Origin of the sequence: Leptolyngbya sp. BL0902 (assembly GCF_016403105.1) — a bacterium.
Classification (GTDB): Bacteria; Cyanobacteriota; Cyanobacteriia; order Phormidesmidales; family Phormidesmidaceae; genus Nodosilinea.
In genome coordinates this window covers 1328021-1348955 of sequence record NZ_CP046155.1, presented here as the reverse complement: position 1 = coordinate 1348955, position 20935 = coordinate 1328021, and the positions used below count along the sequence as shown (strand labels likewise).

Here is a 20935-nt window from a genome sequence, read left to right as displayed (position 1 = left end):
CCTATTCTGTCCAGTTCTTCTCCTGAGTCGTGGCAGAATAGGGATGTTTTTTGTTGGTGTGAGGCAATCGGGTATGCCGTTTCAAACGGTTGTGATACAAGGATTGTGGGGATTAGCCTCCGTATTTCTTGTGGAGATGGTACGAGATGGCTACCATATGCTGGGCCATGCCTGGTCTCCGGTGATGGCGCTCCACAACTGGCACCATCGGGCCTACAAGAAAGACTTTACCCCCGTCAGTGAGGAGATTTATCGGCAGGCCCAGCTTCATAACGATGTGCCCGAAGCCTTGGTCATGATGGCGGTGATGGCCTTAGCCGCCTTGGTTTCTGGGATTCCGGGGCTGTGGCTGGGGGTGGTCTATGGGGGTGGCTTTTTAACCACGGCCATCGCCCGTTCCCAGGGTTGGCTACGCACCACCGACCTTACCCATGAACCGGGAGAACTGACCACGCCCCCCAGCAACTGGCTAGTGAACCGTACCTATCACTGGCGGCACCACTTTGACGACACCAACGCCTACTATGCGGGCTACTTTACTGTGATGGACAAAGCACTGGGAACAGCGGTCTCGCTGAAGGGCAAAACCGTGGCAGTGACGGGGGCATCGGGCACCCTGGGCCGCGCCCTGATTGAGGAACTCCTCAAACAACGGGCCAAGCCCATCGCCCTGACGACCTCCGATGGGGCCGATTTTCCAGAGACGGTACCCTGCTGGCGCTGGCAGCCTGGATCCGAAGCCGATCTACAGGAGGCTCTGCGCCGGGTCGATATCTTGGTGATTAACCACGGCCTCAATGTCCATGGGCAGCGAACTCCGGCAGCCATCGATCAATCCTTAGAAGCCAACGCCCTCTCTGGCCTGCGGCTGATGGAGGTCTTCTTCAACACCGTGGAGACCTCCCCTCAGCGGGCCAACAAGGAGGTTTGGGTGAATACCTCCGAGGCTGAGGTAAACCCAGCCTTTAGCCCGCTCTACGAAATCTCCAAGCGGCTGATGGGGGAACTGGTGACGCTGCGGCGACTGGATGCGCCCTGTGTGGTGCGGAAGGTGATTTTGGGGCCATTCAAGAGCAACCTCAATCCCGTTGGGGTGATGTCAGCCCCGTGGGTGGCCTGGGCGGTGGTGGCCTTGGCCAAGCGCAATGTGCGAAACATCATTGTCACCATCAACCCCCTGACCTACCTGCTGTTCCCGTTCCACGAAGCAGGGCATTGGCTGTATTTCAAGCTCTTTTCCCGACGTACACCCTAGCCGCGCAAACCTGAAGAGATGCTTAACAGCCGATTATGACGAAACGTTAACGATTAAAGTGGTTGGCGAGTTTTGGTTAAGTCGATCTACCCATTTGCCGGGGCTTAACCGCAATCGTTCAGCCAACCGTGGAGGATATGCAGCGACTGACAGGGGACGCTTTGTACCAAGCCTATGGCGCGGGTCAGCGGCGGTTTTCCCATCGGGATTTGACCGCCATTCATCTGTTTCAGGCGAACTTGCGAAAGATTGACCTGGAGCACAGTTGTCTGGCCCAGGCCTACTTGCCTTACTGCAACTTTGCCCTAGCCAATCTCAGGGGCGTTAATCTAACGGCGGCTCAACTGGGCGACAGCAACTTCTATGGAGCCAATCTAGCCGAAGCCCTTCTTGCCCAGGCGGACTTTAGCCGTGCCGATCTCCAAACGGCCAACGGCCAGGGGTGCGACCTGCGGGGGGCAAACCTCAGCGGGGCCGATCTCCGGCAGGCCGACCTCACAGACGCTAATCTGGAGGGCTGCACCTTGGTGGGGGCGCGGCTGGAGGGGACGGTTCTCCACGGGGCGAATCTGCGACAGTGCAACCTTTTTCGGGCGGTGGGAGTAGATTTGACGGGGGCCCGTTGCGACACGAGCACGATTCTGCCCACGGGTCATGCCTATGGCCGCTAAGCCAGGGCTACCTGCGGGCATCAAAGGCGCAGTCAATATAGTCTTGGAGGATCAGGTAGCGTCCGTCGGAGAGGGCAAGGTAGCGGTCTGGGCGGGTGGCGGTGGGGAGACTGGCGCGACAGGCTACCAGGGCCACATCAAACCGACAGACGGCGTTGGCCCATTGGGGATGCTTCAGCAGGTAGACCTGAGCAGCTTTCCAGAGCTTGGTTTGTTTGCTGCGGGTAATGGCCATCAGGCCATCGGCGTCCCAGTTGCCCTGGCTGCGGGTTTTGACTTCCACAAAGGCCATGATTCCATCCTCCTGGGGGCTCCCCTGGGTGAGGACAAGATCCAGTTCGCCATAGGTGCAGTGCCACTGACGATCTCGCACCGTCCAGCCCCTAGCCGTCATCCATTGAGCAATCAGGTCTTCGCCCAGGGTTCCTAGGGCGGCAGGAGTGAGCGCATCTCTACCCGCAGGAGAGTCGGGGCAGGCATCCGTCATCTTCAGCGAACTCCTAAATCACCAGCGAAAAGAGGCGATGGTTGATTTCTTGGGTCATGGCTTGGCCATCGTTTTTTTGCTGGTGCTGTACGTACTGCATCATTTTGAGATCGGTCGTGCAGACGTGGTTCGTCAACCAGGTTGCCAAGTCATGGACATCGTCAATGGTGAGGGGGCGCAGCCCTTGCTCTAGGGTGAGGCGGTAGTTAAAAATTTGGGCCAAAATTTCTTCATGCTCTTCAATGTGGCTATTGCCGTCTGGATAGGCAAAGATTTCCATCAGCGCCTCTTCAGTCTCGCAGTGCTCTAGCAGGGCATTGAAGAGGGTATCTAGGGTGTTCTGAATAGCATTGTCCGGTTGACCAAGGAGGACAAGACGGTACAGCCTCTCTAGCAGGTTGAGCAGGTGATGGTGTTCGTAGTCAATTTGGGGATGGTTGATTTTGCATTCATCCCGCCAGTATGCCAGGGCCATGGACATTACCTTGATGGCTTTCTCCCCACTCTATCAGCCCTCTCTCTAGGGCTAGCATGGGTATTCACGGAACTTGGTTGGCCATTCTGTGGCACTGATCGGGGATCGTAGGTATTACGGATGACGCCAGGGGAGTCTGCATGAAGCCCTATGAACTGATCTCTGCCGTCGCATCACGGATGATCGCATCACGGATGATCGCATCACGGATGATCGCATCACGGATGATCGCATCACGGATGATCGCATCACGGGCAATCGCGCCATGGGTTGGCATGCCCACTCGCCACCCTCTACCCCTACCAAGGGGGAAGATACCGCCCGTCCAAGGCCCAGCCGTACCTAGGATGCAGACTCACCCGTCCAGCCAGAGGCGCGGTTAGACAATTCGGTTAAGGCCCGCAGGCATTCTCGCACCTCGTGGGTGATGACCCCGTCTCGGTAGCGCCAGCCCCAGTTGCCCCCCGCCTGTCCGGGGGTGTTCATGCGGCAGTCGCTGCCGTAGCCAAGCACGTCTTGGAGGGGAATGATAGCCTGGTTGGCGATGGACATGAGGGCAAGGCGAATCATCGTCCAATGAACGCCTTCGGGGCTGAGGCAGCCTGCGTAGAGAAGGAGTCGATCCCGTTCGTAGTCGGAGATTTGCTCAAACCAGCCCACGGTGGTGTCGTTGTCGTGGGTGCCCGTATAGACAACGCTGTTGTGGACGTAGTTGGTGGGCAGGTAGGGGTTGCCGTTGTCGGAGCCAAAGGCAAAGTGCAGAATTTTCATGCCCGGAAACTCGAACTGGTCGCGCAGGGCCTCTACGTCGGGGGTGATGACACCGAGGTCTTCCGCCAAGATAGGTAGACTGCCAAGGGTTTGACGCACGGTTTCAAACAGGGCCGCTCCAGGGGCATCCACCCAATCACCATTCATGGCCGTGGTTTCGCCAGCGGGAACAGCCCAATAGGCTTGAAGACCCCGAAAATGATCGACCCGAATCAGGTCTACGTATTGCAGAAGGGTACGTAGGCGCTGAATCCACCAGTCAAAGCCGTGTTTTTCTAAGACTTCCCAGTTGTAGGTGGGGTTGCCCCAAAGCTGCCCGGTTTCGCTGAAATAGTCCGGTGGAACGCCCGCCATTTCTGCTGGGGCCAGGGTTTCCGGGTCGATCATAAAATTGTCAGGAAAAGCCCAGACATCGGCGCTATCGTGGGCAACGTAGATGGGAATATCGCCAATAATCTGGATCTGGCGTTCGTTGGCGTACTGCCTGAGACTTCTCCACTGACAGTAGAACTCGAACTGAAGAAACTTGTGGCAGAAAATATCGCTGGCTAGCTTCTCCCGCCAGGCCGCTAGGGCTTCGGGTTCGCGGCGGGCAATGGGTTCCTCCCAGTCGGGCCAACTGGCTCCACCGAAGGCATTTTTGAGGGCCATAAAAAAGGCGAAGTCGTCAATCCAAAAGGCAAACTCGGTGCAAAACGCCTCAAAGTCGGCCAAATCTTCCTCGGTGGCTACATCCCGAAAGCGGCTGGCAGCTCGCTCTAAGAGACGCATTTTGACCGGAATCACCGCATCAAAATCCACCCAGTCGGCGGCGAGGTTTTCTAGGTCGTGCAGTTCGTCGGGGTAGAGTAGGTTGTCTTCGCACAGCTTTTCGAGGCTAATCAACAGCGGATTGCCCGCCATGGAGGAGTAGCACATGTAGGGCGAATTGCCATGGCCCGTTGGCCCCAGGGGCAACACCTGCCAAAGCTGTTGGCGCGTAGCGGCCAAAAAATCCACAAATTCATAGGCCGCTGCCCCAAGATCGCCAATTCCCAATCGACTGGGCAGGGAGGTGGGATGGAGCAAAATGCCGCTGGATCGAGGAAAAGGCATAGTCAAACCTGTGCAATTCCAGTAGACTCTAGCACGACTGACTAAGGTTGGCTGGCCTTTGGTCGGTGATTTTTGGGCGATGTTTCGGCCATATCTTGCAGGGAATTTTGGCGCTATGACTACCTACCGCAACCCCGCTCCCACGGTGGATTTGATCATTGAGTTGCTGCACCATCCCCACCGCCCCATTGTGCTGATTGAGCGCCACAATCCGCCCCTGGGCTGGGCCTTGCCCGGTGGCTTTGTAGACTATGGCGAATCGGTAGAAGCCGCCGCCCGCCGCGAAGCCCTAGAGGAAACCCAGCTCACCGTCACCCTAGTCGAGCAGTTGGCCGTTTATTCCGACCCCCGGCGTGATCCCCGCCAGCACACCCTCAGCGTGGTGTTTCTGGCCACCGCCACCACCGACCCCATCGCCGGAGACGATGCCAAAACCGCTGCCATCATTCAGCCCTGGGCCTTACCCGAAAACCTCTGCTTTGATCATGACCGCATTTTGCGCGATTATTGGCAGTACCGCTTTTACGGCCACCGTCCCCGCTTGGGGGTGGATATTTAGGCTCTTTTGGGCTGAGTCTTGGCCCTCACCCTAAATCCCTCTCCCAAGATGGGAGAGGGACTTTGAAGTCGCAATAGTTAGAGACTTTGAGGGGCACTTCCGGCCCCCCTCTCCTTCCTGGGAGAGGGGCTGGGGGTGAGGGCCACAGAGACTTAGCCATCCAATAAATCCGCTAAATCCGTCGATTTTTCTTCTAGTAAGGCACACCATGGAACGCACCATCATTAACACCCCCAACGCCCCCGCCCCCGTTGGCCCCTACAACCAAGCCGTCGCGGTGACAGGACAACTGCTGTTTGTGTCGGGCCAAATTGCCCTAGATCCGGCAACCGGGGAACTGGTGGGCACTGGGGACGTGGTGGCCCAAACCGAGCAGGTGATCGCCAATATTCAGGCCATTCTCACCGCCGCTGGGGCCAGCTTTGACAACGTGGTAAAAACGGGCGTCTTCCTTAAGGACATGAACGACTTCGCCACCGTCAACGAAGTCTACGCCAAATACTTCGGAGGGGAAAATGCCCCTGCCCGCGCCTGCGTGGAGGTGGCCCGCCTCCCCAAGGATGTGGCTGTTGAGATTGAATGTATTGCAGCTTTGTAGTGCGCCCACCCAAGCGGACTAGGCCCCTTGGGTATGATGCATCACTAAAATAGTGGCCCTTGGTATGCCAGCTAACAAAAGCTTAAAGGTTTATTGGCCGGAGCTTAACCTAGGCGGAGAGTTCTCTTAACGTTGGCTGTTGAGGATAGAGACGGGCGGCTACAACCTACTGTGGGTTTTCACAGCGTCGGGGTTCCCAGGAGCCCCGACACCCTAGGGTCTAGCCTCATGCCTCTGGTGTACTCTGGGTATCTCCCGTGTCTATTTCCACTGTCAATTCCTACCTTGCTGGGGCTGGGGCGGGTCGTCCGCAAAGTTTCATTGATCTGCTAGAACAGCTCTACCGCGAGCGTTCCCTGGTGGCCTACTCGGCAGGGCAATCCATTCCCCTCAAAGCCGATGAGGTTTTGATTCTGTGCCGAGGGGTGGCGCAGTTATTTACCATCCAGCCCGACGGTAGCGAAACCCTACTGGGGCTAGCGGGGCCATCCATGCCCATAGGTCTTCCCCTGTCTATGGTCGATCCCTACTGGGCCACAGCCCTGACGGATGTGGATGTGCTGGTGCTACCCTTTGGAGAAATCGAAGCGTCTCCAGTGCTGATGGTGGGAGTTTTTCGGAACCTAACCCTGCGCCTTCAGCAAACCGAGGCGTGGTTGGCCCTATCTGGCAAGCGCTTGGTAGCGGATCGGCTGCGGCACTTTTTGATGCTCTTGGCCAAGGATTTTGGTCAGGTCGAGCCCCAGGGAATCCGTATTCCCCTGAAGCTAACCCACCACCAATTAGCCACCGCCGTTGGCACGACCCGCGTTACTGTCACACGGTTGTTGAAAGACTTCAAATCAGAGGGCTGGCTTTACCTAGATCGCCGCTACATTATTCTGAGCACGGCATCCCAGTCCCCGGCCATACACCTGCTGAGATCGTCGGCCACACCCTTACGCCCCTAGGCTCCCCAGAGAGAACAGCCCCAGATTCACGGCCCATGGGCTGGCATGGCCTCGCCTAGGACTCTGTGGATCGGGGATGGGAGGCAGGGCTAGATTGGCCGATGCGAGGTTCGGTACCCGCCAGCAGCCGCTGGATGTTGCCCCGGTGGCGGAGAATTACATAGCCCCCGCCCAGCAGCGCGAGGAGGGTATAGGCAAGGGGTTGCTGGGTGAGGATCATCAGCAGAATAGCCGCGAGAGCCGCCAGCATAGACCCCAGAGAAACAATGCGGCTGAGGGCCAGGGTGAGGCCAAAAACTCCCAGGGCACCTAGGGCTACGGGCCAAGCCATCGCCAGCAGCACCCCCAGCCCCGACGCTACCGATTTGCCCCCCGTAAAGCCCAGCCAAACCGAGCGGCTATGCCCTAGCAGGGCCATCAGTCCAGCCAGCATATCAACCCAGGGCTGAAAACCGGGGCTAAAGACCACACTGGAGGACTCTCCCCAATGGGCCAAGAGCAGGGGAAAGGCCCATTGCGCCATCCACACAGCGGCGCTGCCCTTGAGCAAATCCACCACAAACACAATGAGCGCGGGGCCTTTGCCAACGGTACGGAGAACGTTGGTGGCCCCAGTGCCGCCGGAGCCGTAGTCGCGAATATCAATGCCCTTCAGCGCCTTAACCAGCAAAAAGCCCGTGGGGAACGACCCTAGCAGGTAGGCTAGCCCCAAAATGCCCAACAGTGCTGCAATTGCCAACGTCCTACGCCCTCAAACCGCTCATCAGTAACAGTTTAGGGCGAAAGGTGGAGGGATTATCCGCCAAACTAGGATTGATGGCATGGCCTGGGCTCAAGGGCCGCGTCATCTCCGTTTGAGAAAGATGTCCGCAGGACGAGTGGGCCACGGAGCCGCTCTTTGGGTCTTGCGCACCAACCCAATCGGCGTCCACAGTCCCGACATCGAACCCGTTGCGCCAGTGACGTTATAACGTCGGCTCCGTCCATCACAATTTCAATGTAAACCTGGGCTTCTTCGAGCCTCAGATTATGTTTAGTTAACGACCCTGCTCACCGGACGCAGATCACCTTTTTATCCCAACGATAGCTTAGATTCGTTCCGGTGCAGCAGGCTTGTTATGTGGTGATCGCTGCAACTTATCCGAGCACCCACCAAACATCTATGCCTGAGTGGGTTTTAACCTGTTGGCGTAGTAGGAGGATACAACGACTAGCCCCCCCCCAACCCATTGAGCTAGGTTAGGCTGCTCCCCAATAATTACGACTGCGCTAGCCACACCAAAAACAGGAATCAGAGAAAGATAAAACGCAGCATGACTCACAGGAAGATTTTGCAATGCAACGAGATAGAGCAAGAATGCCAACGCATACTGCATAATTCCTGAGCCTACTGCCAACAACCAAAACTGCGGCGAAATGTTTGCTGCATTCACTTCGTAGCTCGGACTAAGGATCGACAACACGCTAAAGCACAGTACAGTTGTAATTAACCCAACGGTTTGCTGTGATATGGTTAGTTGTAGAGGGTTCGCTGTTTCGATCTGCCTCTTGCTAAAAAGAACGTAGATTACCGCGAACAGAGTGCCGAGAAGAACGAGTGAATCGCCAATAAGAGAAGAATGACTCGCGCCTTGAGCATCTTTTAACATCAACAGAGACACTCCCACAAAACTAATTCCAGCTAGCAGGAATTTCGCTCGTGTCAGCTTCTCACCTAAGAAAGCGGCGGCAAATATAATGGTCAAAATCACTTCAGTGGAAGCAATCAAGGTAGCATTGCTGACCGTCGTCATCTTTACACCGAAGATCCCGAACATATAAGCTAAAGCAGGTTCAAATATCCCGGCAAATCCTTGTTTGAGTCGTTGCCAGGAAAAAGGAAATTGGCGTTCCTTCAGGTAACAAACTGTAGCAAGAAATAGAACGCTAGAGAGGAGTTGAATTGTTAGCAGTGTCGTTGCCGTAATCTCTGAAAGGGCGATTTTAGTTAGCGTTACCCCTACTCCCCAGCAAAATGCATAACTCAGTGCAATAATGATTTTGTTCATGGTTCCAGCAATTGGCGATATTTTTGCTCTACAGGGCAGCGATCAGTTGGACACACTTCTTCCTCACAGAGCCGACAAATCGTGAAATTTCGTAACTCACTAGTTGTCATCGCTGTGAGCATTTTCTCCAGCAGTTTTGTCAGTTGTTTGCTATCGTTCTGGGTCAATGTACTCATAGCAAGCTGCAATTGATGTCGGCGCTCGGTCAGAATGGCTTGTCGGCGCTCGTGACCTGCTTCCGTGAGAAAAAGAGCCAGTGTACGACCATCGGTTCCAGATCTGCGCTCAACTAGCCCCTCAGATTCCAAGCGATCGATGAGTCGAACAGTTCCCGGATGAGAGAGGTTAAGAATTTGTCGTAATGCATTGATCGAGATGCCTGGATCAACGCCCAAAGTCACAAGAGCAGCAGGAGCCTCTCCCCCGTAGCCAGCATTAACCTCAACAACCGAATTCAACGCATCTACAATGCTGAGTGCTAGTGCACCCAAAAGGTTTACTGTTCTTTCGTCATCCATGGCGTAGTTTCATGAATCAATGCTCGCTTCTATATGTGTATGCATTATGCATATAAATTGAGCGAATGTAAAGCCTTAGGCTCAACTCATCTTGAGAGTAAGCATTTCCCGTGTGATCATGTCTCATCAGGAGTTTTTCAGCTGCGCCTTCACCGATTGCCTGAGCCGCATAACTCTTTATTAGAGGGAAACTTTCTGCCTAATCCCCTTATACGGGATCTTAGGTGGAAATCTGTCCGCCTAAATACCCCTGTGGGGATCTTAGGTGGAAAAAATTCAGTCTAAATGCCGAATATAGGATCTTAGGCAGAAAATTTCAGTATAAGTAGCCGTTGCCCTGGATGCCCTGTAACTTAAGCTTTTCTTATGGCTAGTATAAGTTTACTCATGGAAGTCCCGACTCCGCCACCAACATGATTGATGTATTCAGAACACTCACCGAAGTAGAGGCCCGTTTTGGGGTGAGCTGGAGTGATCAGGCTGACTTCTTCCCAGAATGGCGCGAGGCATTGCCCACCCTCTACAGCGATAGCTGAATTTCCGCCTCTACAAAGTCGGGTTTGCGCTTGAGGGTGAAGCCCAGCTTTTCGCAGACCCGTTGCATGGGGCGATTTTCCCGCAAAATTTCGGCGGTGACGCTCTGCAAGCCTTCGTCCTTGGCAATTTGGAGCAACTGACGCAGCAGGTCGGTGCCAACGCCCTGGCGTTGGTAGGCATCACTGACCAGCATGGCGAATTCGGCTTGGTTGGTGCCGTGGCTTTTGCTCAGCCGCCCTACGGCCAGGATTTTGTGGTCGCCTGTTTCGGGGTCTTTGTGATCCACCACCAGGGCCATTTCCCGGTCGTAGTCGATGAAGCAAATGCGGGTGAGCCGTTCGTGGGCGATGCGGTGGTTCAGTGTCATCAAATGGAAGTAGCGGAAGTAGATGCTTTCCTCGGAGAGGGTGTGGTGGAACTGCACCAGCAGCGGCTCGTCTTCGGGGCGGATGGGGCGCAGGGTAACGGGGGAGCCGTCCCGCAGGGTGGAGGTGGTGACGTACTGGCTGGGGTAGGGGCGAATGGCTGGCCCCGGCGGGGTTTCCCCCGGTTCGGTCAGCACCGCACGGGCATCGAGGGCCACCAGGGGATAGCGGGTATCGCCCTCGAAGACGAGCAGCGGGTTGATGTCGAGTTCTTTGATTTGCGGTTGTTCGATGGCCAACTGGCTGACCCGCACCAGGATCATCTCTAGCTCGGTGAGGTTGGCGGCTTGGCGACCGCGCACCCCCTGGAGGGCTTCGTAGATGCGGGTCTGCTCCATCAGCCGACGGGCCAGGGTGGTGTTCAAGGGCGGCAGGGCTACGGCGCTGTCTCGATAGACTTCTACCAGTTGGCCCCCAGTGCCAAAGAGAATCACCGGGCCGAATTGGTCATCGACGCTGCTGCCCAGGATTAGCTCGTAGCCCTTGCTGAGGTTGAGCATGGGCTGGACGGTAACGCCCTTGAAGGCCGCATCCCCAAAGCGATGGCGGATGGCGGAGGCCATTTCGGTGTAGGCAGTGGCGACTTCTTCGGCGGTTTGCAGATTCAGGCGCACGCCCCCCACGTCGGTTTTATGGGTGAGGGTACGGGAGAGGAGCTTCACGACCACGGGATAGCCCACGGCTTCGGCGGCGGCAACGGCCTCCTCGGCGGAAAAGGCGGGGCGGGTATCTACCACGGGAATGCCGTAGACCTGGAGGATTTGCTTGGCCTCCAGTTCCGTCAGCAGGGTGCGGTTTTCGGCACGGGCGGTTTGAATGATGGTCTCCACCTGGGCCAGATCGCGGCCCTCGCCAAACTCGGATTCCGGCAGCAGGGCCGGGGTTTCGTAGATGCCGCGCAGGTTGTAGCTGTACTGCCACATGGCGTTGAACTGGCGGGCGGCGGTGTCGGGGTAGCGGTAGGTGGCAATGCTGGCCCGATTCAGCAGGGACTCTCCCTCGGTGACTTCCGATCCGCCCATCCAACTGGCAATCAGGGGCTTGGTGGCGGTTTTGGCCAGGGTAATCAATCGTTCCGCCGTTTGGGTGGGGGCAGTCATGGCCTGGGGGGTCAGCACCACCAGCAGGCCGTCGCTGTTGGGGTCGTCCATGGCGGCTTGGATGGCCTGGGTGTAGCGGTCGGGGTCGGCGTCGCCCAAAATGTCCACCGGGTTGCCGTGGCTCCAGTGTCCAGGAAGGGCTTGGTTCAGCGCCGCCAGGGTGTCGTCCGAGAGAGTCGCTAACTGTCCCCCAGTGCCAATCAGGGCATCCGTGGCCAATACCCCCGGCCCGCCCGCGTTGGTGATGATCGTCAGCCTTGGCCCCTGGGGACGTTGGGGCTGCTTGGCCAGAACTTCCGCCAGGTCAAACAGGTCAGAGATTTGCTCTACCCGCAGCACCCCGCACCGCCGAAACGCCGCATCCAGAACCGCATCGCTGCCCGTCAATGTACCCGTGTGGGACGCCGCCGCCTGGGCCGCCTGGGTCGTCCGGCCTGCTTTGATCACAATGATCGGCTTGGTCAGGGCCACCTCCCGCGCCGCCGACAAAAACGACCGCGCATTGCCGATGGACTCCATATAAATGACGATGCTGCGGGTGTTGGGGTCGTCGCCGAGGTAGTTGATCAAATCGCCCCAGTCTACATCCAGCATGGAGCCGATGGACACAAAGGCGCTAAAGCCCACGTTTTCCTGCAAGCTCCAGTCCAGCACGGCGGTACAGAGCGCCCCGGATTGGCTGATAAACCCCACATGGCCCCGACGGGCAAAGGTGCTGGCAAAGGTGGCGTTTAGCCCGGTCAGCGGGTTCATCAACCCCAGGCAGTTGGGGCCAATCAGCCGCATTTTTTGCCCTTTTAGATGGGCCTGAATTTGCTCCTCTAGGGCCAGTCCGGCGGGGCCGATTTCCCGAAAACCAGAGGCCAGGACGACCACACCTTTCACTCCGGCCTCAGCGCAAGCTTTGACCAAGTCCGGCACGGTGGGGGCGGGGGTGGCAATAATGGCCAAATCAATTTTGTCAGGAATATCCTGGATGCTGGGGTAGGCACGAATGCCCAACACACTGCGCCGACGCGGGTTTACCGGATAGACAATGCCGCCAAAGGGACTGCTGATCAGGTTCCACAGCAGGGTACGGCCCACGCTGCCCTCGCGATCTGTGGCCCCAATGACCGCCACGGTTTCCGGGTTAAACACGGCCCCCAAGGGCTGACGATCCACCCGCAAAATATCGTAGGCCCGATCCGCTGCTGTCTGGATTGTATCGACCATGACCAGAGATCCCTATGTAGAATAACCCCCTCCTCTGTTGTAGATCGAGAGTCTGGGTTATTCTGCCGTTGCGCCTATTTTCTTAACGCCCACTGAGTTGCTGTTTTTGGGCCTAGACCGCAATTCTGGGCGGGCCTAGGCCTCTGCCTGTAGCGACACAGCTGGGAATCGGGCTTGGGTGCCGTTGCCATCCTGATTGGGCATAGGCACTGGGGCGATAGGTCGGTCTAGCGCGGGTCGGCGATGGTGCCCACAAAAAGCAGCACTCCCGTGGGTCGATCCCGTAGGGCCACCAGGAAAGGCCGATCTACCCGCAGCGCAAAGGGCGGTTCTGGATCGACCATGATGGAGGTGGGCATGATGCCAATGACGGTGGCGGCGGAGGCTTCGGCCCCCGATTCTGTCACCTCTAGGGTGGTTTTGTGGCGAACTTGGTTGATGGCGGCGCTGAGGGAGGTGAGGCCAGAGAAATCGGCAGCGTCGGTAAAGGCCACACCCATGCCCAGGCGGGTCAAGGCGGGGATCAAATCTGCTTCATAGGCAGTGGTGAAACGGGGAATTTGAACCAGGCCATCCCGCCTGCGACCTTGGCCCATCCAGGTGGCCCAGGCTTCTGGCGTTAGCTGCGCGACCACCTCTGAAAGGGGCACATCTTCTGCCGGGAGGATGATCTCAAAGCTGAGGGTTTCCTCCGGGCCGTAGGGTAGGCTAACGGCTTGCCATTGGTCGGTGGCAAAGTAGTTAAAACTTCCCCGACGCTCCATGGCGGGGTGCTGAATGGCTGTGCCATCCGCTAGGGTAAACGGCTGATCGGTGGTGAGGGCGGGGTCAAAGGCGGTGGTCCAGTCGCCTTTAAAGTAGAGGGCATTCACCAGCAGCAGCAGTTGGTTCGGGTCAATCTGATCGACCAGCGTGGGAATGTGGCCACGGGTTTGGTCGCTAACCCAGCGATTAATTTGGCTGGGGATGGCGGCATCGGCAAAGTCCACAGCGGCCACCTCTGCACCATAGTGCTGGGTCATGGCGGCCACAAAGCTGGGATAAACGGGCAAGTTTTGGTTCATCCACAGGCCATTGGCGATGGCGATATCAAGGCCGGGGGCCGTTGTGGCCAACCGCTCCATCAGAGCTTGGTTGCCCTGGTTGATGGGGTCGAGGTCAAGCCCTTGCAGCCGCAACACCTCGGCCATGGCGGCCTGGGTGTCTCCGGCGGCTCCGTTGTAGGCCATGGTCAGCGCCATCGCCACACTGAGGGGTGAGATCAGCAGGTTGTCTTGGGGGGCTTCCTGGTACAGATCGCGCAGGAGGGCCAAGCCAAAGGCCGTTTGCGCCGCCACCACATCGGGGGCAACCAACCCATCCGTCAGCGAATCTGCACCTGGGGGCATAATCACGGTCTCCATGGGGACAGGGTTTGGGGTCAGCGATTCAGAGGATTGGGGCATAGACTGGGCGCTGCGCCAGCCCCCGGCCACCAGGGCCACAATCCCTAGACCTAGGGCTATATCATTCCATCGGGGCGTCATTGTCGTACATCTCCAAGGGGTTAGCTTCACCTTGGCATAGGCCCACAGCTCCAGGGGCCAAGTTACCAATTTGGAAACTGCCCGCTTGGCAACCGAGCCATCGTGCCCCACCCCGATGGGCCGGAGCCGCATCTCCCCAGCGCCCGATCCTCCGATGCTTGACACCGATTTTGTACAGATATTGCGGGGAGCTACCCATTCAGGGGGGGGAGAAGATAGACTAAAATACATCTAAACTCATAAACCCATAGATTTTAATTGTGATTGATCTGCTCAGCTATGGATGCATCACTCTGGGGGTGGTGTTTTGGTTTTGGGGCACCTGGCCGCTGCTGGGGCCGAGGTCGGTGCTGTTTAAGCTGCATAGTCTTTCCGTGGCCGATACCCTGGGCTCGATGGCCATTGTGGTGGGGCTGTTGCTGAAAATTCCCAGCGAATGGCCCCTGCTGGTCTTGGGGTTGATCACCCTAGCCCTGTGGAACACGGTGCTGGGCTACGTGCTGGCCTACTGCTCTACCCCGGAGGATAGCCATGATTGATAGCTACGTCTACGCCATTGTGGCCCTGTTGCCCCTGTCGGCCTTGATGCTCATGGTTCAGACCAGCCCCTATCAAGCCCTCGTCATTCGGGGCATCATGGGGGCCGTGGCGGCGCTGGTCTACGTGGTGGTAGGAGCGGCCGATGTAGCCCTCACCGAGGCCCTGGTGGGCACCATGCTGGCCGTCACCCTCTATGCCGTGGCCGTGCGATCTTCCCTGGTGATGCGCTTGGGCTTACTGGAGGAAGTCCAGGCCGACCCGGATGCCTCCCTGCGTCAGGTGCTCACCCCTCTGCGAACCGTACTCCAGGGTCACTATCTGCGCCTAGAACTCGTGCCCTACCCCGATTCAGACAGTTTGGCCCAGGCCCTAAGCGATAAAGCGGTTCATGGGATTTACTATCCCCCTAGCAGCGGAATTGACCGGGGGGCAGCGGAGCCAGATCGACTGGATCAGCCCGAGGCTGCGCCGACCCTAACCCTGCGTATACCCCGGATCTACGACATCCTAACCGCCGAGTTGCCTGACCACCTGGTCGATATCCAGTCCTTGCCTCAAGTTCCCCCAGCCCCTCCTCTGGCTGAGCCCCTATCGAAAACCCTGCGCTGATCTGGAGATAACCATGAAGTGGATTTACCTGGTGGCGGGTGCGCTGCTGTTTCTGAAAATTTTGGTGCTGCCCGATCCCACCGTGGTAGCACCCATGCCCAATATCGTTGAAGCAGTGGTGGCTGATAGCGGCGTGCCCAATGCCGTATCAGGCATCATTTTTCGCAATCGCTTGTACGACACCATTTTTGAGGTGGTCGTGTTTACCATCGCGATTATGGGAGCCAAATATTTGCTGGCAGACGAAGTCCCCAACGCCCCCTTCTACCGCTTTACTGACGAACCCTCCATCGTGCTGGCACGGCTGGGCGCAACCATTGCAGCCCTCGTCAGCATTGAGCTTGCCATTCGAGGGCACCTGAGTCCGGGGGGCGGGTTTGCCGCTGGAGTGGCGGGAGGCACCGCCATCGGCCTAGTGGCGATTACGGCTCCCTCCTCAGAATGGATCCAAGCCCTCTACGAACGCTGGCGAGCGGCCGCCCTAGAGAAGGTCTCGGTGCTGGTTTTTATTGTGCTTGCGGCGCTCACCCTAGTAGGTTTCGAGCTTCCCCAGGGGGAAGTTGGCTCCCTCCTCAGCGGTGGTATCCTTCCCTTGCTCAATGTTCTGGTAGCCCTTAAGGTGGCCCTAGGATCTTGGGCGGCGATCTTGCTCTTTATCCGCTATCGGGGCCTGCTTTAGGCAAGGAGTTAGGTCACACTGCGGCCCACGGCATCAGTAATATCCTGGAGAGAACAGGTCACGTTTGCTCAAGACTTGCTCAGTAACCTAAATAAAATGTGATCAATATCACGTTTCTATCCGTCGTCGGCCAAGATTAGGGTAGCTATTGTGGACTCGAACCCTCTTTCAATTTTCTTATCTTAAGAAGGTTAAAGAATGATAGCGCGGGTCGTGGTTTTCCCCTAGGAATGGGCACACAAAGAGAGAAAGGTCTTCCCCCTTGCCTACCTTTGGCTAGGGCCGGGTTGACCCCATCCACGTCCTTTTCTCTCGGCTCCCGTTCTGATCCCAAGGTACCGCCGTGACTGGTGAGATCGTATCGGTAGATAGTCCCTCCCTGATTTCGCCTAGTTCTACCCTAGAGGCGATGGTTAGCCCTGGGGATACCGTCGCCACCTTAAAAGCGCAGGTAATGGCCCTGAACCGGGCCAACCAGTCCTTGCGGGAGCAGTTAGTGGCAGAACAGGCGACGGCACGGCGCTGGCAAATGGCCCTAGAGAGCACCGGGGATGGCCTGTGGGACTGGAACCCCATTACCAACGAGGTTTTTTTCTCGGCCCAGTGGAAAACCATGCTGGGCTACGACGATCACGAAATCAGCAATCGCCTAGAGGAATGGGACAGCCGCGTCCATCCCTACGACAAAGCCCAGTGCTATGCCGACCTAGAAGCCCACCTGCGGGGCGACACACCCCTCTACCAAAACGAACACCGAATGCGCTGCAAAAATGGCAGCTATAAGTGGATTTTGGATCGGGGGCAGGTGATTGAGTGGAACGCCGCAGGCCAACCCCAGCGCCTCATTGGCACCCACACCGATATTAGTGATCGCAAGCGGGAGGAAACCCAGCGGCAGCAGATGGAGATCATTCTGCGCCAGAGTGAGGCTACCAATCAGGCAATTTTGTCGGCCATTCCCGATTTACTGCTGCGGGTGGGGCGAGATGGCACCTGTTTTATGGTGCTGCCCCCCAAGGATGGCACAACTGGGATCTTTCTGCCTATTCAACGCCACCTGTCGGAGGTACTACCCCTCGATTTGCTGCACTACCATCTTCAGCGCATTGATCAGGCACTCTCCTCCGGGCAGTTGCAGGCATGGGAGCAAAAACTGCCCAAACACGGCAAAACCTGCTACGAAGAAGTGCGCCTGGTGCCCTGTAGTGACGAAGAATGCTTAGTGATCGTGCGCGACATCACCGAGCGCAAGCAGACGGAACTCGCCCTCCAAATCAAAATTGACGAGCTAGATCGGTTCTTCTCTGTTTCCCTGGACTTGCTTTGCATTGCCGATACCGATGGCTACTTCCGTCGCCTCAACTGCGCCTGGGAAAGAACCCTGGGCTATGCCATTGAGGATCTAGAGGGCAAGCGCTTCATGGATTACGTGCACCCCGATGATCTCGAAGCCACGGCGGCTACCCTGGCCACCCTGGCAGAACAGCAGGAAATCCTCAACTTTGTAAACCGTTACCGCTGTTGGGATGGATCCTACCGCTGGATAGAATGGCGGTCGGTACCTGTAGGGCAGGTGATCTACGCCGCCGCCCGCGACATTACCCATCGACTCCAGGCTGAGTTAGATCTGAAATCCACCAAGGAACAGCTTGAACTGGTGCTTCAGGCGTCCTCCGAGGGCTTTTCAGACTGGAATCTGCTGACCCACGAGATCTACTTCTCCCCCCGATGGAAATCCATTTTGGGCTACCAAGACCACGAGCTTGAGAACTCCCTCGCCATGTGGGAGACCGTCATGTTCGAGGAAGACCGTGTGGCATCTAAGCAGCTCACCCAAGACTACAACGCCGGACGCACCGATCACTTTTCCCTGGTGCAGCGCTATCACCACAAAAACGGATCCACAGTGCATATGCTCACCCGGATTTTGCACGTGATGGATGACGAAGGTCGGGTAGTGCGGATGGTGGGGAGCCACCTCGATGTAACACCGACGGTGGAAATGCAGGCCGCTCTGCAAACTTCAGAAATGCAGCTCAGTGGTGTGTTAAACAGCTCCCTAGACGGCATCATGGCCTTTCAGTCGGTGCGCCAGGGCGACCTCGTGATTGACTTTACCTGGCTGCTGTGCAACCCCACCGCCGCCGATCTGCTGGGCCACACCCCCAGCCAACTACTCGGAAAACGGCTGCTGGATCTCCATCCCCATCGCCATGTGGATACCCTATTTTCCCTGTGTCAGCAGGTGGTGAGCACAGGCCAGCCCGTGCAGCAGTCCGTTCACTATCGCCACCAAGATCGCGACTTTTGGCTGGAGGTGATTGCTGTGAAACTAGGGGATGGCCTAGCGGTGACTTGCCGAGACATCACCGCCCTCAAACAGTCTGAACTGGCCCTTCAGCAATCCAACCAAAAATTGCAGGACAACGTGGCCAGCCTGCAACAACGCCAGGAGGAGATGCTGCACCTCGGCGAAATGAACGAGTTTATTCAGTCTTGCCTCACAGTGCAGGAAGCCTACCAGGCCATGGCCACCCTGGTAGCTCCCCTGTTTCCCCACTGTGGCGGCAGCATTTTCATTATCAATCCCTCCCGCAACTACGCAGAAATGGTGACGACCTGGGGCCATGACCACACCTCCATGACCGAATTTCATCCCCAAGACTGCTGGGCGCTACGGCGGGGCCGGAGCCACCAGGTTGATCCAGGGCAAACGGGCCTGCGCTGCCGCCACAGCAATGCCCCCGCCACGGCCATCACCCTCTGTTTACCCATGCAGGCCCAGGGCGAAACGCTGGGCTTGTTTTACCTCTGGGCCGCAGGAGCCGACCAGTTTCCTGCGGCCAAGCAGCAGTTGGCCCGCACCGTGGCCGAGCAACTCTCCCTCGCCATCGCTAACCTCAATCTCCGGGAAACCTTGCAGCACCAGAGCATTCGCGACCCGCTGACGGGGCTATTTAACCGCCGCTACCTAGAGGAATCCCTCCAGCAGGAAATCCAACGGGCCCAGCGCCACAACCACCCCATCGGCATCATCATGCTGGATATTGACTACTTCAAAGCCGTCAACGACACCTATGGCCACGACGCCGGAGATCTGGCCCTTCAGGCGGTGGGCAAAATTTTGCGGGAACGGGTGCGGGGGTCAGACATTGCCTGCCGCTACGGGGGCGAAGAAATGACCCTCATCCTACCCGAATCGGCCCTCACCGTCACCGAGCAACGGGCCGAAGCCATCCGCCTAGAAATTGAGCGCCTGCGGGTCGATTACCAGGGGATTCTCATCAATCCCTTCACCGCCTCCCTGGGGGTAGCTTGTTTCCCCCACCACGGATCGACAGCCAGCACCCTGATTAAGGCCGCAGACGACGCCCTCTACCAAGCCAAGGCGGTGGGTCGTAACCGGGTGGTGGTAGCTCCTGGTTGCGACCCCATGGCCTAGGGACAGGGCCAGTATAGATCTGCCTCGGCGGCGGAGAACTGAGTTGCGGCATTCTCGGTGAGGTAGGCACAACTGCGCTGCAGAAGCCGGGGCAAGTCTGCCGATGCCGTGGTCGGTGGATCGTCGGCGGACAGCGCCTCGATAGTCGCTAGGGCCTGGGTTAGGCTGGCCTGGGTTTGGGCCTGCCCTTGGGGGGAGCGCAGGTCGGAGGGCAATCGTTGCCAACTCACTCCGGCTTGGGTGGCGGCCAGCAGGGCATCCCAGGGCTGGTTGGTCTGGCTGAGCACCGTCGCCAGGTGTTGCCTTGCCTGCCAGTGGCCCAGTTCCGCCTGGGTTTGCGCTTGCCGCGCCCGTTGCAGCAGGAGGCCACTGATTCCCCCCATCCCCACCGCCACCACAGACACCACCGTCACCACCCGCAGCCACCGTCGCTGCTCTGCCAGAACGGCTGCCTGCCGCCCCAGTTCTCGATCCTGGAGGTTGGCCTCTGCCTCTGCGCTAGCCAGAACATAGCGATGGTGGAGATCGGTGGGGTGGGGCTCCTGTTTCTCGCCTTGGGCAAGATGTTCGTTGGCCCGGTCGAGGTCTGCCCCGCGCAGGAGGTAGCTCATGTCTCGTCCATGGCGTTCCCACTCTAGCGCCCGCACTAACAAGCGGGTGTGGCTGCGTACATAGTCTAGGTCTTGGTCGAGGGCCGCCAGCAACCGCTGAAAGCTGGGCTGGAAGTCGTCCTCTGCGCGAAAAAACATCCAGTTGAGGCGAGCTAGTTCGGGGTGCACCTGTTCTGGGGGCACATCCTCAAACACCACGGGAACTAGCCGTTTGTGGTGCTTCACCGCCGCTTCAATTTCCTGCCCACAGACCTTGGAGGCCACCGAGTCGGGGCTGATCACAAACAAGAAGGTATCCGCCAGCTCAATGCCAAGCTGAATTTCCTGCCACCAGTCTCCCGCCACCGGAATGCTGTCCCAATCGACCCAAACCTCTCGTCCAGTGGCTTCTAGGGCGCTGTGTAACTGCTGCACAAACTCCTTGTTGCGGCGAGAGTAGGAGATAAAAACGTTGGCCTGTTCGCTGTCGCGGTCGAGCACCTGCCAGACATCCGTGGGCATTTGGCGGCCCGACTTGGGAGCCAGCTTCACCCGATAGGTGCAGGCACCGCGACCATCCACGGTGTACACATAGCCCTGGTTCAGCAGATCCTCCAGGTGGGCCTGAACCTGGTTGGTGTCCCAATTGAGGTGCTGGGCTAGGGCCGCAGGGGTGGCTTCATAGTGACGGATCAACCAGTTCACCACCGTCTGCTGATCCTCCGGCATGGTGAGAATATCGGCCACTCGCAAACCGGGCGACCGCACCCGACGACCAATCGGTGGCCCTGCCAAGAGGGCATCTAAGCCATCATCACCCATAGCTGTCCGACCTTTTGCCCCAG

The 20935-nt window shown here is 57.8% G+C and carries 20 protein-coding genes; 10 read left to right on the top strand and 10 right to left on the bottom strand.

Annotated features, from left to right (window positions below; genetic code table 11):
• Positions 1-43: 43 nt before the first annotated feature.
• Together GFS31_RS06090 and GFS31_RS06085 are read left to right on the top strand one after the other, a co-directional pair.
• Positions 44-1255 carry a bifunctional sterol desaturase/short chain dehydrogenase gene (locus tag GFS31_RS06090; protein ID WP_315865629.1) on the top strand — a complete coding sequence of 404 codons (1212 nt, stop codon included), beginning with the start codon at positions 44-46 and terminating at the stop codon, positions 1253-1255.
• 137 nt (positions 1256-1392) lie between these two features.
• The gene (locus GFS31_RS06085; protein WP_198807333.1) at positions 1393-1926 is read left to right on the top strand and encodes a pentapeptide repeat-containing protein; all 534 of its coding nucleotides are present in this window, start codon (positions 1393-1395) and stop codon (positions 1924-1926) included.
• A gap of 7 nt (positions 1927-1933) precedes the next feature.
• On the opposite strand, the gene GFS31_RS06080 is transcribed toward GFS31_RS06085, so the two are convergent.
• The 4 genes from GFS31_RS06080 to malQ all read right to left on the bottom strand — a co-directional run bounded on the left by GFS31_RS06080 (position 1934) and on the right by malQ (position 4754).
• On the bottom strand, positions 1934-2413 hold the full coding sequence (locus GFS31_RS06080) for a YraN family protein (RefSeq protein ID WP_198807332.1): 480 nt from the start codon (positions 2411-2413) through the stop codon (positions 1934-1936).
• A gap of 13 nt (positions 2414-2426) precedes the next feature.
• Entirely contained in the window at positions 2427-2888 is a 462-nt protein-coding gene (locus GFS31_RS06075) for a bacteriohemerythrin (RefSeq protein ID WP_198807331.1), read from the bottom strand.
• A gap of 148 nt (positions 2889-3036) precedes the next feature.
• Positions 3037-3165 (bottom strand): hypothetical protein, encoded by a 129-nt coding sequence (locus GFS31_RS21240; RefSeq protein ID WP_263974910.1) that lies wholly within the window; start codon positions 3163-3165, stop codon positions 3037-3039.
• A 65-nt stretch (positions 3166-3230) separates the two neighbouring features.
• On the bottom strand, positions 3231-4754 hold the full coding sequence (malQ, locus tag GFS31_RS06070; protein WP_198807330.1) for a 4-alpha-glucanotransferase: 1524 nt from the start codon (positions 4752-4754) through the stop codon (positions 3231-3233).
• 115 nt (positions 4755-4869) lie between these two features.
• Here malQ and GFS31_RS06065 point away from each other — a divergent pair, with 115 nt between their 5' ends.
• The 3 genes from GFS31_RS06065 to GFS31_RS06055 all read left to right on the top strand — a co-directional run bounded on the left by GFS31_RS06065 (position 4870) and on the right by GFS31_RS06055 (position 6861).
• Positions 4870-5313 carry an NUDIX domain-containing protein gene (locus tag GFS31_RS06065; protein ID WP_198807329.1) on the top strand — a complete coding sequence of 148 codons (444 nt, stop codon included), beginning with the start codon at positions 4870-4872 and terminating at the stop codon, positions 5311-5313.
• 208 nt (positions 5314-5521) lie between these two features.
• Entirely contained in the window at positions 5522-5911 is a 390-nt protein-coding gene (locus tag GFS31_RS06060) for a RidA family protein (protein WP_198807328.1), read from the top strand.
• Positions 5912-6168: 257 nt separating this feature from the next.
• Positions 6169-6861, top strand: coding sequence for a Crp/Fnr family transcriptional regulator (locus GFS31_RS06055; RefSeq protein ID WP_225907584.1), 693 nt, complete (start codon positions 6169-6171; stop codon positions 6859-6861).
• Between the two features lie 55 nt (positions 6862-6916).
• On the opposite strand, the gene plsY is transcribed toward GFS31_RS06055, so the two are convergent.
• The 3 genes from plsY to GFS31_RS06040 all read right to left on the bottom strand — a co-directional run bounded on the left by plsY (position 6917) and on the right by GFS31_RS06040 (position 9427).
• Positions 6917-7600 (bottom strand): glycerol-3-phosphate 1-O-acyltransferase PlsY, encoded by a 684-nt coding sequence (gene plsY / locus GFS31_RS06050; RefSeq protein ID WP_198807327.1) that lies wholly within the window; start codon positions 7598-7600, stop codon positions 6917-6919.
• Positions 7601-8021: 421 nt separating this feature from the next.
• Positions 8022-8909, bottom strand: a complete 888-nt coding sequence (locus tag GFS31_RS06045) for a DMT family transporter (RefSeq protein ID WP_198807326.1) — start codon at positions 8907-8909, stop codon at positions 8022-8024.
• Positions 8906-9427 carry a MarR family winged helix-turn-helix transcriptional regulator gene (locus GFS31_RS06040; protein WP_198807325.1) on the bottom strand — a complete coding sequence of 174 codons (522 nt, stop codon included), beginning with the start codon at positions 9425-9427 and terminating at the stop codon, positions 8906-8908. The genes GFS31_RS06045 and GFS31_RS06040 overlap by 4 nt, the downstream gene beginning before the upstream one ends.
• A 413-nt stretch (positions 9428-9840) precedes the next feature.
• Here GFS31_RS06040 and GFS31_RS21235 point away from each other — a divergent pair, with 413 nt between their 5' ends.
• Entirely contained in the window at positions 9841-9963 is a 123-nt protein-coding gene (locus GFS31_RS21235; protein WP_263974909.1) for a hypothetical protein, read from the top strand.
• Here the strand turns inward: GFS31_RS21235 and GFS31_RS06035 are convergent.
• Together GFS31_RS06035 and GFS31_RS06030 are read right to left on the bottom strand one after the other, a co-directional pair.
• Positions 9948-12704, bottom strand: a complete 2757-nt coding sequence (locus GFS31_RS06035) for a bifunctional acetate--CoA ligase family protein/GNAT family N-acetyltransferase (RefSeq protein ID WP_198807324.1) — start codon at positions 12702-12704, stop codon at positions 9948-9950. The genes GFS31_RS21235 and GFS31_RS06035 overlap by 16 nt on opposite strands.
• A gap of 227 nt (positions 12705-12931) precedes the next feature.
• A complete protein-coding gene (locus tag GFS31_RS06030) occupies positions 12932-14230 on the bottom strand; it encodes a serpin family protein (RefSeq protein ID WP_198807323.1) in 1299 nt (432 codons plus the stop codon).
• A 260-nt stretch (positions 14231-14490) separates the two neighbouring features.
• Between GFS31_RS06030 and GFS31_RS06025 the strand changes: the two genes are divergently transcribed.
• From GFS31_RS06025 to GFS31_RS06010, 4 genes are all read left to right on the top strand, one after another.
• Positions 14491-14769, top strand: a complete 279-nt coding sequence (locus GFS31_RS06025) for a monovalent cation/H(+) antiporter subunit G (RefSeq protein ID WP_198807322.1) — start codon at positions 14491-14493, stop codon at positions 14767-14769.
• Positions 14762-15379, top strand: coding sequence for a DUF4040 domain-containing protein (locus GFS31_RS06020; protein WP_198807321.1), 618 nt, complete (start codon positions 14762-14764; stop codon positions 15377-15379). The genes GFS31_RS06025 and GFS31_RS06020 overlap by 8 nt, the downstream gene beginning before the upstream one ends.
• 13 nt (positions 15380-15392) lie before the next feature.
• Positions 15393-16058 (top strand): Na(+)/H(+) antiporter subunit B, encoded by a 666-nt coding sequence (locus GFS31_RS06015; RefSeq protein ID WP_198807320.1) that lies wholly within the window; start codon positions 15393-15395, stop codon positions 16056-16058.
• Between the two features lie 343 nt (positions 16059-16401).
• Entirely contained in the window at positions 16402-19500 is a 3099-nt protein-coding gene (locus GFS31_RS06010; RefSeq protein WP_198807319.1) for a diguanylate cyclase, read from the top strand.
• Here the strand turns inward: GFS31_RS06010 and GFS31_RS06005 are convergent.
• Positions 19497-20912: a toll/interleukin-1 receptor domain-containing protein gene (locus GFS31_RS06005; protein WP_198807318.1), complete on the bottom strand. Its 1416-nt coding sequence runs from the start codon at positions 20910-20912 to the stop codon at positions 19497-19499. The genes GFS31_RS06010 and GFS31_RS06005 overlap by 4 nt on opposite strands.
• Positions 20913-20935 lie beyond the last annotated feature (23 nt).

What these genes read in the sequence shown, in the direction of transcription:
- GFS31_RS06090 (WP_315865629.1), top strand. Translation starts at nt 44, where the DNA reads ATGTTTTTTGTTGGTGTGAGGCAATCGGGTATGCCGTTTCAAACGGTT.
- GFS31_RS06085 (WP_198807333.1), top strand. Translation starts at nt 1,393, where the DNA reads ATGCAGCGACTGACAGGGGACGCTTTGTACCAAGCCTATGGCGCGGGT.
- GFS31_RS06080 (WP_198807332.1), bottom strand. Translation starts at nt 2,413, where the DNA reads ATGACGGATGCCTGCCCCGACTCTCCTGCGGGTAGAGATGCGCTCACT.
- GFS31_RS06075 (WP_198807331.1), bottom strand. Translation starts at nt 2,888, where the DNA reads ATGGCCCTGGCATACTGGCGGGATGAATGCAAAATCAACCATCCCCAA.
- GFS31_RS21240 (WP_263974910.1), bottom strand. Translation starts at nt 3,165, where the DNA reads ATGCCAACCCATGGCGCGATTGCCCGTGATGCGATCATCCGTGATGCG.
- malQ (WP_198807330.1), bottom strand. Translation starts at nt 4,754, where the DNA reads ATGCCTTTTCCTCGATCCAGCGGCATTTTGCTCCATCCCACCTCCCTG.
- GFS31_RS06065 (WP_198807329.1), top strand. Translation starts at nt 4,870, where the DNA reads ATGACTACCTACCGCAACCCCGCTCCCACGGTGGATTTGATCATTGAG.
- GFS31_RS06060 (WP_198807328.1), top strand. Translation starts at nt 5,522, where the DNA reads ATGGAACGCACCATCATTAACACCCCCAACGCCCCCGCCCCCGTTGGC.
- GFS31_RS06045 (WP_198807326.1), bottom strand. Translation starts at nt 8,909, where the DNA reads ATGAACAAAATCATTATTGCACTGAGTTATGCATTTTGCTGGGGAGTA.
- GFS31_RS06040 (WP_198807325.1), bottom strand. Translation starts at nt 9,427, where the DNA reads ATGGATGACGAAAGAACAGTAAACCTTTTGGGTGCACTAGCACTCAGC.
- GFS31_RS21235 (WP_263974909.1), top strand. Translation starts at nt 9,841, where the DNA reads ATGATTGATGTATTCAGAACACTCACCGAAGTAGAGGCCCGTTTTGGG.
- GFS31_RS06035 (WP_198807324.1), bottom strand. Translation starts at nt 12,704, where the DNA reads ATGGTCGATACAATCCAGACAGCAGCGGATCGGGCCTACGATATTTTG.
- GFS31_RS06030 (WP_198807323.1), bottom strand. Translation starts at nt 14,230, where the DNA reads ATGACGCCCCGATGGAATGATATAGCCCTAGGTCTAGGGATTGTGGCC.
- GFS31_RS06020 (WP_198807321.1), top strand. Translation starts at nt 14,762, where the DNA reads ATGATTGATAGCTACGTCTACGCCATTGTGGCCCTGTTGCCCCTGTCG.
- GFS31_RS06015 (WP_198807320.1), top strand. Translation starts at nt 15,393, where the DNA reads ATGAAGTGGATTTACCTGGTGGCGGGTGCGCTGCTGTTTCTGAAAATT.
- GFS31_RS06005 (WP_198807318.1), bottom strand. Translation starts at nt 20,912, where the DNA reads ATGGGTGATGATGGCTTAGATGCCCTCTTGGCAGGGCCACCGATTGGT.